The following is a 14355-nucleotide window of genomic DNA, read 5'->3' as shown; positions in this document are numbered from 1 at the left end:
TATGGATAGGACGACCAATGTCCAAAAAAAGGAACTATGCGCGCTATTTTTACCCAAATCAGTTTATTTTTTTTATTGCTTGTAGGATTTCAATCCCAGGCCCAGGAGATTAATTGGATTTCTTGGGAAGAGGCCGTGGAACTAGCCCAAACCGATGCACAGCCCAAGAAAATGTTCATTGATGTCTACACCGATTGGTGTGGGTGGTGCAAAAAAATGGATAAGGATACCTTTCAAAACCCTGAAGTTTCCCAATACATGCAGGATAATTTCTATATGGTAAAGTTGGATGCCGAAGGTAAAGACCCCATTCAATACCAAGGAAAGACCTTTAAGTATGTTCCTTCTGGAAGACGAGGCTATCATGAATTGGCCGCTGCCCTGTTGCAAGGCAAATTGAGCTATCCCACTGTAGTCTTTTTGGATGAACAATTGAATATGCTCTCTCCTGTTCCTGGTTACCAAAAAGTGGAGCCATTTCTTCAGATTGCCCGTTATTTTGGCGACAACATTTACAAGGATAAGGACTGGCAGACGTATGCTGGGAAGTAATTAAGGGAAAATACTACAGTTGCCATTAATGATGTCTTGTTGGGTGGGATTGTTACGGTTATATTCAACCAAGTAATTTCCCGAATATCCGTTCAAAAGTAAAGGCTGCAATCCACAAAGGTTTTCTAAACCACCATTCCATGTAATTTCTATATCACCACTTAGATTATTTAGATTTTCAAAAGCATGAATTACGTAAAGACCTTGAAGAGAATTGAACTCTGAATTGTTAAAATTAATCATCAAATCCCCTCCTATTGAAGTTAATCCCCACGGTACATCTAAGTTAAAAGAGGTCGATTGATTTCGTATTATTTCCACATTCCCAACTACAGAAACCAAACTGGGCATCTCAACTCCGAATAACCATCCGTTATCACGTATAATCAATGAACCTCCTATTTGGTTTAAATTCTCAAAGCTCACATTAACGGACTGCGTGTCAATCAATACTAAGCTCCCTCCGACAGTCTCCAAATTGTTCAATTCGTTAATATTGGGCAGAAAGTACTCCGATTCAATATTTAAATTTCCCCCTATTGTTGTAAGATTGGAAATAAAGCCCAATTCCTGCAAATGATTGGAAGACAACCTTACATTCCCGCCAATGGAAGTAATCATCTGAAAAGCATCAATATTGGTTAGTAAAGAGTTTGCAAAGACATAAAGGTCTCCGTTAATTTGGGAAAGTGCATCAAAGTCATTTATTTCAGCAAGCAAGGGATTGTTATCTATCCGCATACTTTCTACATCATTGAGGTTAGAGAAACCCTGAATATTTAGTAAGGAGGCATTTCCATTAATTCTTAAATCACCGGATACAGAGGTAAGTTTGTCAAATCCATTTATCACCTCTAGATTAGCCAAAGTTTCAATACGAAGGTTCCCTTCCACGGTTTCAAGATTATTCAATGCAGTAAGATTATCCAGTGCTGATCCATTAATCCAAAAATCACCTTTTACGTTTCTAAGCGCTAGCAAACCATCAAGGTTGGTAAGTAAAGGATTTTGAAATAATTCCAAACTACCATTGACTTCTGTTAGATTTTGCAATCCAGCTATGCTTCCAAGAGAATCATTTCGTTGAAAGGATATTGATCCACCTATAAAAAGTACATTGGAAAGTCCATTTATATTTAATAGAGAGTCTTCTCCCTGTATTTCCAGCTTGCCACCAATTTCAGTTAAACCATTTAATCCATCTAGATTGTTAATAAAATTATTGAATCTTACAACCAAGTCCCCGCCAATAGTTGTCAAACCCAATAATCCATCTAAGCCTGTTATGTCTGGATTAAAATAAATGGTAAATGTAGAGCCAATGGTCTCCAAATTGGATAGCGGTGTTAAACTTGAAATATCCGATGCGTCAGATGGACCTGTAACAATTGCCTTCCCAATAAAAAGGGATCCCGTTATTTCGCTATACCCTTGATTACCAAAATCATCCACTTCTTGTTGAGATTCCAGTACAACATCCCCATCAAAAATCTTTGGTGCACCTTCTAGAGTTGTGAAAGTAACCTCATTTGCATAAACCGTTCCTTCAGAATTTGTAGCGTATGCTCGAACATAATATTCTGTATAGGGCAACAAACCACTTAAGGTGCTCTCAAATTCTCCATCTCCATCCCCATCTTCAGTTTTACTATCATCAACTGTAGGATTGGGAGCTGTACTCCAACAAACCCCACGAGCAATAATAGTAGTTCCTCCCGTATCCGTAATGGTACCACCACCCTTTGCTGTTGTCTCTCCAATTTCAATTATCTCCTTTGTTGACAACAGGATCATTCCGGGCTCAGTTGTAAAACTAATTTGATTACCGTAGTAAACATCTTCACCACTTATGACGTATGAACGAGCGTAATATGTTGTGTTTGGCGACAATCCATTTATTGTAGTTTGAAACTCATCAGCACTGTCTCCCTGTTCGGTTTTATCATTCTCTATTGTAGGATTGGGTTCTGTACTCCAACACAAACCTTTGATATTAATTGTAATTTCTCCATTTATGGTAATTGAACCTCCAGAAACTGCTGAGCTTTCACTAACTTCAGTAGCTTCAAGGGTTGTCAATACTATCGAAGAGGAACCCGTTTCAAAACTGACTTCATTCCCATAGGAAGTTCCCTCAGAATTCGTGGCATAGGCTCTCACAAAATATTCTGTACTCTCTTCAAGATTGGATATGGTGGTATTGAATACTCCTTCACCCGTCCCGTTGGTGGTTATATTATTGTCCATCGTAGGAGTTGAACTGGTATCCCACACAAATCCTCTAGAAGTTACTTGTCCGCCACCATCGTTGGTCACGTTCCCATTAATTTCAACTGAATTTATTGTAATGTTCGTGGCAGTTCCAGTAGTCACCGAAGGAAGTTCAATTACTATTACTTCCTCCTCTGGGCCATCCGAATCACTACTACAACTAAAAAGAATCAAAAAGAAAAAAACAAGTGAGGTTTGCCTTAGCATGGTCATTACATTTAAAAGCACAAGGATACCTTTTATCTACCAAACACAAAAGTATTTTTAGATAAAACAGTAAGTTTATTCTTTCAAATGAAATAGATTGTTACCTGCTATAGTTAGGGCTTTCCTTGGTGATGGTCACATCATGCGGATGACTTTCGTGGATACCGCTGGAGGTAATCTTTACAAAGCGACCATTTTCCTTTAAAGCGGCAATATCCTTGGCGCCACAATAGCCCATTCCAGCACGGAGTCCACCAATAAATTGGTGCATGCTTTCATATAGATCGCCTTTATACGGTACCCGACCTACAATGCCTTCGGGGACCAATTTTTTGATATCATCTTCCACATCTTGGAAATAACGGTCCTTGCTACCCTGTTTCATGGCTTCAACAGAACCCATACCGCGGTAGGATTTGAACTTTCTACCTTCATATATGATGGTCTCCCCGGGGGATTCTTTGGTCCCGGCCAACAATGAGCCTAACATCACGGTATCAGCCCCAGCAGCAATGGCTTTGGGGATATCCCCGGTATATCGGATTCCGCCATCAGCAATCACGGGAACACCAGAACCTTTAATGGCCGCCGCCACTTCCAATACTGCGGAAAACTGAGGAAAACCAACGCCTGCTACCACACGGGTAGTGCAAATGGAACCTGGGCCAATGCCCACCTTGACCGCATCTGCACCGGCTTCCACCAAATATTTGGCCGCTTCGGCTGTGGCAATATTACCGACAACCACTTCCAACTCAGGGTAATTCTTTTTGACTTCTTTTAAAATACTAATCACACCTTTGGTGTGACCGTGGGCGGTGTCAATGATTATGGCATCCACACCTGCCGCCACCAATGCTCCTGATCGTTCCACGGCATCTGCGGTCACCCCAACGGCTGCGGCTACCCGTAAACGTCCGTATTGATCTTTGTTGGCAATGGGTTTTTGTGTCAATTTAGTGATGTCCCTAAAAGTAATGAGTCCAATCAGCTCATCTTTTTCATTGACCACGGGAAGCTTTTCAATCTTATTTTCTTGAAGAATCACCTCGGCTTGTTGCAAAGAAGTTCCTTCACCCACAGTGACCAAGTTTTCTGAGGTCATAACTTCTGCGATGGGCCTATTGTCATTTTTCTCAAACCGAAGGTCACGGTTGGTCACGATTCCCAATAGTTTATTTTCCGAATCAACAATAGGTATCCCTCCTATGCTATGTTCCTTCATATTGGCCTTGGCATCACGCACCCGAGACTCCAACGGAAGGGTCACAGGGTCCATAATCATACCGCTTTCAGCTCGTTTCACTTTTCGAACCTTCATGGCCTGCTGCTCAATGCTCATGTTCTTATGCAGTACACCAATACCTCCTTCACGTGCCATGGCAATGGCCATACGCGACTCTGTAACGGTATCCATGGCCGCAGAAACAATGGGCACATTAATGGTAATGTTCCTCGTAAATTTGGATTGGATATTGACTTCTCTTGGGAGTACTTCGGAATACGCTGGCACAAGTAGGACGTCATCATAAGTAAGTCCTTCGCCAACAATTTTATTTAGGTGGGCTTCCATTGCAATTACGGATTAATTGCGTGCAAATATACCACTATTTTAATTGATTTATAGCCCTTCCTGTATTTGGTGTGAAACAGATTCAATTTATTTTAATTTAGACTTATTATAAATAATTAATATCTTTATACCAAATCAAAGTTTATGTGCAATTCCCTACGTATTTTGAGTCAATCCAAGAACGGTATACTGACCTTTTGCAATAAAACCAAACTTTTTCAACTGATATTCAATAATTTATGCTTTGAATTGTATGAATGGGAACTGGAAGCTTTTAAAGAGTATGTTAATGGGTTGGACATTCCCTATTGGGAGAACCAGCTTAAACATTGGACACAACAACGGAAAATCCCCATCTCAGTGGGAAAAAAGCACTTTATTATCCTCGTGAACAAAGAAGAAGTTCACGAAATACTGCACCTGTTATCCTTCCAAAAACCACACATCAAGTTTTTGGAGTATCAAGATATTGACTACCGTTTCATTGAAAATTGAGTTTTCTTCTATTTTCTAGCAAGACGTAAACATTGCCACAAAACCATTGTTGCCGACCCAGTAAATGTAAGCGTCATTAAAATACCAGAAAAGATGACGATATACTTAAACCATGAAATGCCCTTCCACATCAAATAAATCCCACCAAAAGTTAGAATAACGGACAGAAATGGCTCAATGGTCAAGAATAGCTTCCATTTTTTGGAGCAATCTGTCATCCAGACCAATCCACCCAACAAAAAGAAAATCATAGACATGGAAAGGATATGGGTATGCACAATGGTTAGCATTTCACGGTCTCCTTTTTTAAATTTCATCACTTCAGCTGTCTCATCGTCTTCATTCCCCATATAATTTTCCTCGATTCCTGCTGGTGTAGTGGATTCGGTTTCCCTAATAAAAAGAAGCCCTGTAAAAAAACCTACGGAGAGGATAATGACAAATGATACGATAAATACTCTGATTTCTTTTGGGAAAGTGGTCAATACCCCGTTGTAAGTCATCATGGAAGGTTTAAAATGCCGTCAAATATACCAATTTAGACTCAATCCAAATAAGGTTGGTAAAAATGAATCAGTGATATACTGAAAAAAGCTCTGTAGCCTTGTTATATGCAGCCTCAAAGACCATCCAGTTTACCCCGGTATCTGCCTTGGCTGCTGTAAAGTAGGAAAGCATTTTCTCTGTGGGCATGTTTCCTGTAAGCTCATCCTTGGCCATAGGGCACCCGCCAAATCCTTGTACAGCACCATCAAAACGTCGACACCCAGCCTTATAGGCGGCATCCACTTTTTCATGCCATTTGGTGGGCGTAGTGTGCAAATGGGCTCCAAATTCAATCTTGGGATACTTTGGAATAAGATTGGAAAACAGGTAATCTATCACCTCTGGCGTGGAACTTCCTATAGTATCAGAGAGGGATAAAATTCGGGTTCCCATGGCAGCCAATTTTTCAGTCCACTCCCCTACTATCTCCACATCCCAAGGGTCCCCATACGGATTCCCAAAACCCATGGAGATATAGGTGACAACCTCTTTGTTATGGGTATTGGCCAATTCCAATATGCCGTCCAAGGTTTCTACGGACTGCGCAATGGTCTTGTGCGTATTTCGCATTTGAAAATTCTCTGAAATGGAAAAGGGAAACCCTAAATAATCGATGGCTTTGTGTTGACATGCATCCTCAGCTCCTCTTAGGTTGGCCACAATGGCCAAAAGTTTACTCTGGGTTTTGGACAGGTCCAACAAATCCAAAACTTCTGCGGTGTCCTGCATTTGCGGAATGGCTTTGGGAGAGACAAAACTGCCAAAGTCAATGGTATCGAATCCGCAGCCTAATAAAGATTGAATATATCTTGCCTTTTCCGTTGAAGGAATAAAGGTCTTAATGCCTTGCATGGCATCCCTAGGACATTCTATGAGTTTTATCTTTGACATAGGCCGACCGTAAAATTACCATTATTTATCTGATGGCAATGGGGAAAATACTTCTGAATCGGTACAGCGATAAGGGTCAAGCTTTACCCTCCAATAAGGCTTTGTTGATTTTTTTGATAAGACCGGGGCCTTCATAAATAAATCCAGTGTAGAGTTGGACCAAATCAGCACCAGCTTCCAATTTCTCCAATGCATCTTCTGAAGAATGGATACCTCCCACCCCAATAATCGGGAATGCTTTATTGCTCTTTTCTGCCAAAAACCGAATAACCTCGGTACTTCTTTGTGTTAAGGGTTTTCCGCTTAATCCTCCTTTTTCCTCAGTAACGAAAAGAGGGGTTTTAAGTCCATTTCTGGCAATGGTTGTATTGGTGGCAATTACCCCATCAATATGGGTATCCTTTACAATGTCAATAATGTCCAACAATTGGGCATCCGTAAGGTCTGGAGCTATTTTTAAGAGGATAGGTTTTTCTTTCTTTTTAGACTTTTTTGCCTGTTTGCCATTCTGACTTTTTAATTTTTTCAACAATTTGGTCAAGGGCTCTTTATCTTGAAGCTCCCGAAGTCCAGGCGTGTTGGGCGAACTTACATTTACCACAAAATAATCCACGTAGTCAAACAATGCCTCAAAACAGATAAGATAATCCTTGATGGCCTCTGCGTTGGGAGTAACTTTGTTTTTCCCAATATTGCCCCCAATAATTACCCTGTGTTCCTTCTTCAGCTGCTCCACGGCTTCAAAAACGCCTTTATTGTTGAATCCCATACGGTTGATGATGGCCTTATCTTCCCGTAAACGAAACAAGCGCTTTTTAGGGTTTCCCGATTGCGGTTTTGGAGTCAAGGTTCCTATTTCAACAAAACCAAAACCAAAATTTGAAAATTCGTTGTACAACTTGGCATCTTTATCAAATCCGGCTGCAAGACCTACGGGATTTTTAAATTTCAGGCCAAAAACTTCTCGCTCCAATCTCTCGTCCTTAACATCAAAGGCAGCCCTGAACAGAGGTCCAAATCGCAGTTTTGAAAGTATCCCAATGGCCCAAAAAGAAAAATGGTGTGCGGCTTCAGCGTCTAATAAAAAGAGGACAGGCCGAATGAGAATTTTGTACATTCAATTGGTTTTGGACAAAAATAAAAACTCTTAAAACAGTATGTATGAAAAGATTCATTTTTCGTCAACTGACCTATTTATATAGATAGGACGCAAGGAAAGTTTAGTGCAGAGTTCGGTATAGAACTCATATTGTTTTGGATTGAGGATGGTCAGCAACCTTTTGTCCATCATCCGGACATTTTGTTTCATGCTGTCCAGAATTTTCTGGTACTCCTCTGATACTTTCAACAGTTCATCAACAGAGCTTTCCTCATGCTTTTTTAGTAGATATTCGGCCTTCTCCTTTAGCCACCCATTTCTTATTTTGAGCTCGGCGCTCCAATTTCTAAGTTGTTCCTGCTGTTCTTCATTGAGTTGAAAAACTTCAGCAATGACTTCATCATCTTTTCCACCAACACCAAGAAGACAATCCTCTTGGGCAAAAACCGAGAAATTCAATAGCAGTAAAAGAGAAAAAACAGCCGCTTTCAAAAGTATGGGGTTTGAAAAAACAACGAAAGATAACAGTAAATGTGGTTAGATTGTTAAAATCGCTCTTGAATATGCATTATTTTTGAGCAAACGCCCAATATGGAACAACTACTACCCCGATTTCTTGACTATGTGACTACGGATACGCAGAGTGACCCTTATTCAAAAACCACCCCCAGCACCGAAACGCAATGGACCTTGGCCAAAAAACTGGTGATGGAGTTACATCAAATTGGTTTGCACGAGGTTTCCATTGATGAGAATGCCTACATCATGGCCACATTACCCAGCAATACGGAAAAGAAAGTGCCCACCATCGGTTTTATCAGTCATATGGATACCTCCCCGGATTTTAGCGGGAAAAATGTGAAGCCACAAATCGTGGAAAATTATGATGGGAAAGATATTGTGCTCAATAAAGCGAAGAACATTGTGCTATCTCCTGATTATTTTGAAGACTTGCTGCACTACAAAGGGCAGACCTTGATTACTACGGATGGCAATACACTTTTGGGCGCTGATGACAAGGCCGGAGTCGCGGAAATTATCACGGCGATGGAGTATTTGGTGCAACATCCAGAGATTAAACACGGTAAAATTCGCATTGCCTTTACCCCGGATGAGGAAATTGGTCGGGGTGCCCATAAGTTTGATGTGAAGAAATTCGGTGCGGATTGGGCCTATACCATGGATGGAAGTCAAGTGGGCGAATTGGAATATGAAAATTTCAACGCCGCCAAGGCCAAAATTACCATTACGGGAAAGAGCGTCCACCCGGGATATGCCAAAAATAAAATGGTGAATGCCATTGGCATTGCCAATGAATTTTTAAGTCTGATGCCACCTAGGGAAGTTCCCGAGCATACCTCAGGGATGGAAGGCTTTTTTCATGTGCATAAAATAAAGGGCGAAATCGAAAAAGCAGAAATAGAGCTTATCATTCGTGATCATGATGCCATCCATTTTAAAGCCCGGAAAGAGCTGTTGGAAGACATCACCGAAAAACTCATCAAAAAACATGGTGACTATGTTGTGCTGGAAATCCAAGACCAATACCGCAACATGCGTGAAAAGGTAGAGCCGGTGTTTCATATTGTTGAGATTGCGGAAGAAGCGATGAAACAACTTGGTATAGAACCCATCATTAAACCCATACGTGGGGGAACGGATGGCTCCCAACTCAGTTTTATGGGATTGCCCTGCCCCAATATTTTTGCGGGCGGTCATAATTTTCATGGGAAATATGAATATGTTCCTTTGGAAAGTATGGAGAAAGCGGTGAAGGTAATCGTAAAAATTTGCGAACTTACGGCTAGTCAAATCAAGTAGTTATGGAAAAATCCGAAAAAATAGCGGCCTACTACCAAAAAGAGCACACCTTTAAAAAAGGCATTGCAAAACTCAGGGAAATTGCGCTAAAAACCGAGGCGAAGGAAGACTTTAAGTGGAGCATTCCCGTGTATACCCTCAATGGTAAAAATGTGTTTGGGATTTGTAAGTTCAAACAGCATTTTGGGGTATGGTTTTTTAATGGAGTCTTTTTAAAAGACCCCAAAAAAGTTTTGGAAAATGCGCAGGAAGGCAAAACCAAGGGCATGCGGCACTGGAAGTTTCAATCTTTGGAAGAAATTGATAAAAAAGAGGTGTTGGCCTATATGAACGAGGCCTTGGAAAACCAAAAAAAGGGACTGGAAGTGAAGGCTGAAAAGACTAAAAAAATTGCCATTCCCGAACAATTACAAGCCGAATTGGCAAAGAATACCACCCTAAAAACCGCTTTTGCAAACTTTACCCCCTACAAACAAAAAGAGTTCTGCGAGTACATTGCCGAAGCCAAACAAGAAGCCACCAAATTGCGTCGACTGGAAAAAATCCTGCCTCTAATTGAAAAAGGGGTTGGGCTGAATGATGGATATCGGTAAGTTTTGATGTCATACTGTTTTAGCCCAATATTTTCATTTATAGATTCCAACTTTAGTCAAACCCCGTCAATGGGCATATACAGGTCGCTATTATTCAATCAAACGAATGAGATCTTATCTCATTTGGAAACAAGCCTAAAATTGAATAAATCCATAAATTTCCCTAAATACTTTTATATATCTAGAATTATAGATATATTTGCCTTATGGATTTGAAAGCCGCAACCGAAATCGGGAAATGTTTGTCTAACCAAACCAGAGTGCAAATAATGGAATGGTTGAAAGAACCTGGCAAACATTTTCCTCCACACGAGACTTTAAAGCATTTTAATGATGGCGTCTGCGTGACCTATATTCAAGAAAAAGCAGGACTATCCCAATCAACAATTTCAACCTACTTGACCAATATGGAAAAGTGCGGACTTTTAATTTCCACAAGACATGGAAAATGGTCCTATTTAAAGAGAAATGAAGAATTGATTGAACAGTATTGTCATTTTCTTAAAATTTAACTTTCATTTAATTTAATACATCTACATATACCGAAATAAAGATATGAAAAACGTATGCGTTGAACTTATAGACCCTATAAAAAATCTTGAGAAAGTACTTTATCTTCTCAAGCTCCTAAATCCAGAAATGACAGATAGTCAAATAGAAAAGTTATTACGTCAGATGTCCCAACTATCAAATTACAGGTGCTTTGGTCTCTTTCAAGAGCAAAAACTAATAGGCATATCATCTGGTTGGACAACGGTAAGAATCTATTGCGGCAAGCAATTGGAACTGGACAATGTGATTATTGATTCAAGAATTCAATCTAAAGGTTTTGGCAAATATTTTATTGATGAGATAAAAAGATGGGCATTTACTAATGAATACCAATCCATTGGATTAAATACATATGTGCAAAATGAACGTTCCCATAAATTCTATTTTAACCAAAGCTTTAAAATCCTTGGATTTCATTTTGAACAAAAACTACATCAAGATAGAATATGAAAATAGTAATTATTGGAGGAAACGGAACTATAGGAAAAAAGATCGTTTCCCATTTTAAACAAGACAATGAAGTTTTAATAGCAGCAAGGACAAGTGGAGATGTAAGAGTTGATATCGCTGACATCAACTCTATTAAAGCAATGTTTGAAACCATTGGAAAACTTGATGCAATTATCTGTATTGCCGGAGAAGCAAAATGGGATGATTTCCATAAACTTTCGGAAGAGGATTATTTCATTGGTTTGAGGAGCAAACTAATGGGACAAGTAAATCTGGTTCGTATTGGTCAAAACTATCTAAATCCCAATGGTTCCATAACCTTATCCACAGGAATTTTAGCGGATGACCCAGTGGTAAAAACAACCAGTGCTTCAATGGTGAATGGGGGAATACACAGTTTTGTCAAGGCTGTTGCACTCGAAATTAAGAATGGCATACGAGTGAATGCTGTTTCGTCTGGAATGGTGGAAGACGCATATGAGAAGTATAAAGACTATTTCCCAGGGCATAATCCAATACCGATGAAAAAAGTAATTAACGGGTATGTTAGGAGCGTAAACGGAAAGGGAAATGGACAAATAATTAGAGTATATGATTAAAAAAAGGGTGGATTGAATGATGCATATCGGTAGGTTTTCGATATCCATGAATCTTCCACAGTAATCCGTCAATTCTAGCTGGATTTTTTCTTTTAAAAATCCTAACTTCACTTATCGGTCGATATAATTCATTTAAAAACGAATCATATCTTTTAACGTTGTAAACAAGCTAAACCAACATATGAAATTAATTAAAAAACTTTTCAGATTAAATAAAAAAGAGGAAGAAGAATACTCTGGGAATTTTATTGTCGCAACTCTAAATGATAAAGTAATGCCAATTGATAGAGGAGAAATTTATGAAGACCCGTTAAATGAATTTCTTCAAGCTAATGAAATTGGAGAAGTTACTGGTGGAGGAACTATGCAATTAGAATCTGGAGAATTAGAATACTGTGACGTAGAAATCCAACTAAATTCTGATGACATTAATGAAAATCACATTAAATCAATCATTGAGAAACTTGAAGAGCTTGGAGCACCAAAAGGTTCTAAACTGACAATTGAGAAAACGGAACAAAAAATTGAATTTGGAAAAAAGGAAGGTTTAGGAATTTATCTTGACGGGATAAATCTGTCTGATGAAGTTTATAAAAATTCTGACTCTGAAGCTTTAGCTATAGAGATTAGACGATTAGCGAATATAAAAGATAATGTTCTTCGATATTGGCAAGGAAATACAGAAACTGGATTATATTTTTATGGAGAATCATTTGAGAAAATCAATGAATCGATTGCTGACTTTGTAAAAACTCATCCTGAATGTGAAAATTGCCGAATTGAAAGAGTCGCATAAAAGCCAGTTTACAACACCGTATAACAACAATTGCGGCTTTGTGTCCTGCGGACACAACCGCGCAAGCATAAAAGTCGGTAATTTTAGCTATCTTAGTTTTCAACCAATCCGCAACTGATTGTTATACAAGACCGATAAGTGCAATCCCAAAAACCACTCTTTTATAACTCCCTACCCCACCTTCGGCAATTCCCACCCATTATGGTATTCATTTCGTAAATACGCATTGGCTGTGGCATTTGTAAATTGGTGTTCGTCAGCATTCCAGAACAAGCGTTCCCCGGTTTTATAGGCTATGTTCCCCATATGGCTTACCACAGCGGCATCATAGCCCACTTTTATAGGTGCATTGAGAATGGACTTGTCCCGAGATTTAACCGCATCCAAAAAATTGGTGGTATGCAAGTCCAATCCGTTGGCGTCCACTTGTTGTAGTGGCACCGGCTCTATTTTAGGGCCGTTATCCTGACTCCAATTGGGACGGTCTCTCTCGGGGATTACTTCCCATCCACCACGGTCCAACACCAAGGTTCCGTTGTTGCCAATAAAGGCGATACCGTGGTTTCGGCCGTAGTTGCCACCATCAATACCGGTGGCGTGTTCCCACAACAGGGAAAATCCATCAAATTCGTATACGGTCTGCAAAGTGTCTGGAGTTTCTGCGGCATCATCGGGGTAGGCAAACTTTCCACCCATGGCCATCACCGACTTGGGCGTGGAAGCTTTCATACCATAAAGCGCGTAGTCTATCAAGTGTACGCCCCAATCGGTCATCAATCCGCCGGCGTAGTCCCAAAACCACCTAAAATCAAAATGGAAACGGTTTTTGTTGAAGGGTCGGTCCTGAGCCGGGCCCAACCACATTTTATAATCCACTCCGGTAGGTACGGGACTATCGGGAACGGGAGGAATGGATTTCATCCATCCTTGATAGGCCCAGGTTTTGGCCAAACGTATCTGACCCAATTTCCCAGAATGTACATAATTGATGGCATCTACAAAATGGGGTTGACTGCGCTGCCATTGTCCAATCTGCACCATACGGTCGCTGGCATTGACTTTATTCAACATGACATCGCATTCCGTGATGGAATTGGCAATGGGTTTTTCGCAATAGACATCTTTTCCCGCATCAATGGCGTCTACCAACAACAAACAATGCCAATGGTCCGGTGTGCCAATGATGACAATATCGATATCCTTATCCTCTAATAATTTTCTGTAATCTGAATACCATTTGGGTTTCTTGATGCCTGCTTTTTCCAAATCGGCGGTACGTTGTTGGAGTACATTTTCATCCACATCACAAAGCGCGACCACTTCCACTTCGCTGTTCTTGAGCATGGAAGACAAATCTGAAAACCCCATTCCTTTACACCCTATAACTCCAACTTGGATTTTATCATTCGGGCTCACGGTTTTCCGTATAGCGCCCAATACTTCCATTGGAAGAACCATGGTAGCTCCCATTCCGGCCATAAACAAGGATCCCCTTTTTACAAACTGTCTTCTTGTACCCATATCTTTTTAAATTTGGGATAAGATACAAAAAAACGTCCCTCGCAATTTGAATTGCGAAGGACGCCTCTAAAAATTATATATCTATTTTACTTCTTTTCGTCGGGAGCATTCAGTTTTTTGCTCATCTCCATGGAAATGGCAGAGCGATCAAACTTGAGACGTCCGGCCATGGTCTCAATTACACAGGAAAAATCCTTGTCGTTCAATTCCACAATCTTGCCGTGAAGTCCACTTTTGGTGATGATCTTATCTCCTTTTTTTAACTCCGAAGTAAATTTTTTCTCATCCTTCTGACGCTTGATCTGTGGGCGAATCATAAAAAAATACGCCACGGCGAAAATCAATATCAGAGGTAAAAACTGTCCTAGGTTTTCCATTCAGGTTGTAAA

16 protein-coding genes are annotated in these 14355 nt (G+C 40.1%); 8 read left to right on the top strand and 8 right to left on the bottom strand.

Annotated elements, in window-relative coordinates:
- Positions 1-36 precede the first annotated feature (36 nt).
- Positions 37-552: a thioredoxin family protein gene (locus ACFOWS_RS05605; protein ID WP_379762970.1), complete on the top strand. Its 516-nt coding sequence runs from the start codon at positions 37-39 to the stop codon at positions 550-552.
- Here ACFOWS_RS05605 and ACFOWS_RS05600 read toward each other — a convergent pair whose 3' ends face one another.
- Both ACFOWS_RS05600 and guaB read right to left on the bottom strand, forming a co-directional pair.
- Entirely contained in the window at positions 553-3030 is a 2478-nt protein-coding gene (locus ACFOWS_RS05600; RefSeq protein ID WP_379762968.1) for a hypothetical protein, read from the bottom strand.
- 100 nt (positions 3031-3130) lie between these two features.
- Positions 3131-4603, bottom strand: a complete 1473-nt coding sequence (guaB, locus tag ACFOWS_RS05595; protein ID WP_379762967.1) for an IMP dehydrogenase — start codon at positions 4601-4603, stop codon at positions 3131-3133.
- Positions 4604-4747: 144 nt separating this feature from the next.
- Between guaB and ACFOWS_RS05590 the strand changes: the two genes are divergently transcribed.
- Positions 4748-5098, top strand: a complete 351-nt coding sequence (locus ACFOWS_RS05590; protein ID WP_379762965.1) for a DUF6686 family protein — start codon at positions 4748-4750, stop codon at positions 5096-5098.
- Positions 5099-5106: 8 nt separating this feature from the next.
- On the opposite strand, the gene ACFOWS_RS05585 is transcribed toward ACFOWS_RS05590, so the two are convergent.
- The 4 genes from ACFOWS_RS05585 to ACFOWS_RS05570 form a co-directional block, all read right to left on the bottom strand.
- Positions 5107-5601, bottom strand: a complete 495-nt coding sequence (locus ACFOWS_RS05585) for a hypothetical protein (RefSeq protein ID WP_379764482.1) — start codon at positions 5599-5601, stop codon at positions 5107-5109.
- 70 nt (positions 5602-5671) lie between these two features.
- Entirely contained in the window at positions 5672-6535 is an 864-nt protein-coding gene (locus tag ACFOWS_RS05580) for a hydroxymethylglutaryl-CoA lyase (protein WP_379762964.1), read from the bottom strand.
- 76 nt (positions 6536-6611) lie between these two features.
- A complete protein-coding gene (locus ACFOWS_RS05575; protein WP_379762963.1) occupies positions 6612-7652 on the bottom strand; it encodes a quinone-dependent dihydroorotate dehydrogenase in 1041 nt (346 codons plus the stop codon).
- Between the two features lie 54 nt (positions 7653-7706).
- Positions 7707-8126 carry a hypothetical protein gene (locus ACFOWS_RS05570; RefSeq protein WP_379762962.1) on the bottom strand — a complete coding sequence of 140 codons (420 nt, stop codon included), beginning with the start codon at positions 8124-8126 and terminating at the stop codon, positions 7707-7709.
- Between the two features lie 99 nt (positions 8127-8225).
- Between ACFOWS_RS05570 and pepT the strand changes: the two genes are divergently transcribed.
- The 6 genes from pepT to ACFOWS_RS05540 all read left to right on the top strand — a co-directional run bounded on the left by pepT (position 8226) and on the right by ACFOWS_RS05540 (position 12445).
- Positions 8226-9455, top strand: coding sequence for a peptidase T (gene pepT, locus ACFOWS_RS05565; protein WP_379762961.1), 1230 nt, complete (start codon positions 8226-8228; stop codon positions 9453-9455).
- Positions 9456-9457: 2 nt separating this feature from the next.
- A complete protein-coding gene (locus tag ACFOWS_RS05560) occupies positions 9458-10048 on the top strand; it encodes a YdeI/OmpD-associated family protein (RefSeq protein ID WP_379762960.1) in 591 nt (196 codons plus the stop codon).
- Positions 10049-10254: 206 nt separating this feature from the next.
- Positions 10255-10560 (top strand): ArsR/SmtB family transcription factor, encoded by a 306-nt coding sequence (locus ACFOWS_RS05555; protein ID WP_449267389.1) that lies wholly within the window; start codon positions 10255-10257, stop codon positions 10558-10560.
- A gap of 43 nt (positions 10561-10603) precedes the next feature.
- Positions 10604-11050: a GNAT family N-acetyltransferase gene (locus ACFOWS_RS05550; RefSeq protein WP_379762959.1), complete on the top strand. Its 447-nt coding sequence runs from the start codon at positions 10604-10606 to the stop codon at positions 11048-11050.
- Positions 11047-11649: a short chain dehydrogenase gene (locus ACFOWS_RS05545; RefSeq protein ID WP_379762958.1), complete on the top strand. Its 603-nt coding sequence runs from the start codon at positions 11047-11049 to the stop codon at positions 11647-11649. The genes ACFOWS_RS05550 and ACFOWS_RS05545 overlap by 4 nt, the downstream gene beginning before the upstream one ends.
- 181 nt (positions 11650-11830) lie before the next feature.
- A complete protein-coding gene (locus ACFOWS_RS05540; RefSeq protein WP_379762957.1) occupies positions 11831-12445 on the top strand; it encodes a hypothetical protein in 615 nt (204 codons plus the stop codon).
- A 171-nt stretch (positions 12446-12616) separates the two neighbouring features.
- On the opposite strand, the gene ACFOWS_RS05535 is transcribed toward ACFOWS_RS05540, so the two are convergent.
- Positions 12617-13966, bottom strand: a complete 1350-nt coding sequence (locus ACFOWS_RS05535; RefSeq protein ID WP_379762956.1) for a Gfo/Idh/MocA family protein — start codon at positions 13964-13966, stop codon at positions 12617-12619.
- Positions 13967-14052: 86 nt separating this feature from the next.
- The gene (gene yajC / locus ACFOWS_RS05530; RefSeq protein ID WP_366587693.1) at positions 14053-14343 is read right to left on the bottom strand and encodes a preprotein translocase subunit YajC; all 291 of its coding nucleotides are present in this window, start codon (positions 14341-14343) and stop codon (positions 14053-14055) included.
- Positions 14344-14355 lie beyond the last annotated feature (12 nt).

Source organism: Flagellimonas marina (assembly GCF_042651185.1).
Classification (GTDB): domain Bacteria; phylum Bacteroidota; class Bacteroidia; order Flavobacteriales; family Flavobacteriaceae; genus Flagellimonas; species Flagellimonas marina.
Note: the sequence above shows the minus strand (reverse complement) of the source record. Positions and strands in the feature narration are given on the sequence as shown.

What these genes read in the sequence shown, in the direction of transcription:
- ACFOWS_RS05605 (WP_379762970.1), top strand. Translation starts at nt 37, where the DNA reads ATGCGCGCTATTTTTACCCAAATCAGTTTATTTTTTTTATTGCTTGTA.
- ACFOWS_RS05600 (WP_379762968.1), bottom strand. Translation starts at nt 3,030, where the DNA reads ATGCTAAGGCAAACCTCACTTGTTTTTTTCTTTTTGATTCTTTTTAGT.
- guaB (WP_379762967.1), bottom strand. Translation starts at nt 4,603, where the DNA reads ATGGAAGCCCACCTAAATAAAATTGTTGGCGAAGGACTTACTTATGAT.
- ACFOWS_RS05590 (WP_379762965.1), top strand. Translation starts at nt 4,748, where the DNA reads ATGTGCAATTCCCTACGTATTTTGAGTCAATCCAAGAACGGTATACTG.
- ACFOWS_RS05585 (WP_379764482.1), bottom strand. Translation starts at nt 5,601, where the DNA reads ATGACTTACAACGGGGTATTGACCACTTTCCCAAAAGAAATCAGAGTA.
- ACFOWS_RS05580 (WP_379762964.1), bottom strand. Translation starts at nt 6,535, where the DNA reads ATGTCAAAGATAAAACTCATAGAATGTCCTAGGGATGCCATGCAAGGC.
- ACFOWS_RS05575 (WP_379762963.1), bottom strand. Translation starts at nt 7,652, where the DNA reads ATGTACAAAATTCTCATTCGGCCTGTCCTCTTTTTATTAGACGCTGAA.
- pepT (WP_379762961.1), top strand. Translation starts at nt 8,226, where the DNA reads ATGGAACAACTACTACCCCGATTTCTTGACTATGTGACTACGGATACG.
- ACFOWS_RS05560 (WP_379762960.1), top strand. Translation starts at nt 9,458, where the DNA reads ATGGAAAAATCCGAAAAAATAGCGGCCTACTACCAAAAAGAGCACACC.
- ACFOWS_RS05555 (WP_449267389.1), top strand. Translation starts at nt 10,255, where the DNA reads ATGGATTTGAAAGCCGCAACCGAAATCGGGAAATGTTTGTCTAACCAA.
- ACFOWS_RS05550 (WP_379762959.1), top strand. Translation starts at nt 10,604, where the DNA reads ATGAAAAACGTATGCGTTGAACTTATAGACCCTATAAAAAATCTTGAG.
- ACFOWS_RS05545 (WP_379762958.1), top strand. Translation starts at nt 11,047, where the DNA reads ATGAAAATAGTAATTATTGGAGGAAACGGAACTATAGGAAAAAAGATC.
- ACFOWS_RS05540 (WP_379762957.1), top strand. Translation starts at nt 11,831, where the DNA reads ATGAAATTAATTAAAAAACTTTTCAGATTAAATAAAAAAGAGGAAGAA.
- ACFOWS_RS05535 (WP_379762956.1), bottom strand. Translation starts at nt 13,966, where the DNA reads ATGGGTACAAGAAGACAGTTTGTAAAAAGGGGATCCTTGTTTATGGCC.
- yajC (WP_366587693.1), bottom strand. Translation starts at nt 14,343, where the DNA reads ATGGAAAACCTAGGACAGTTTTTACCTCTGATATTGATTTTCGCCGTG.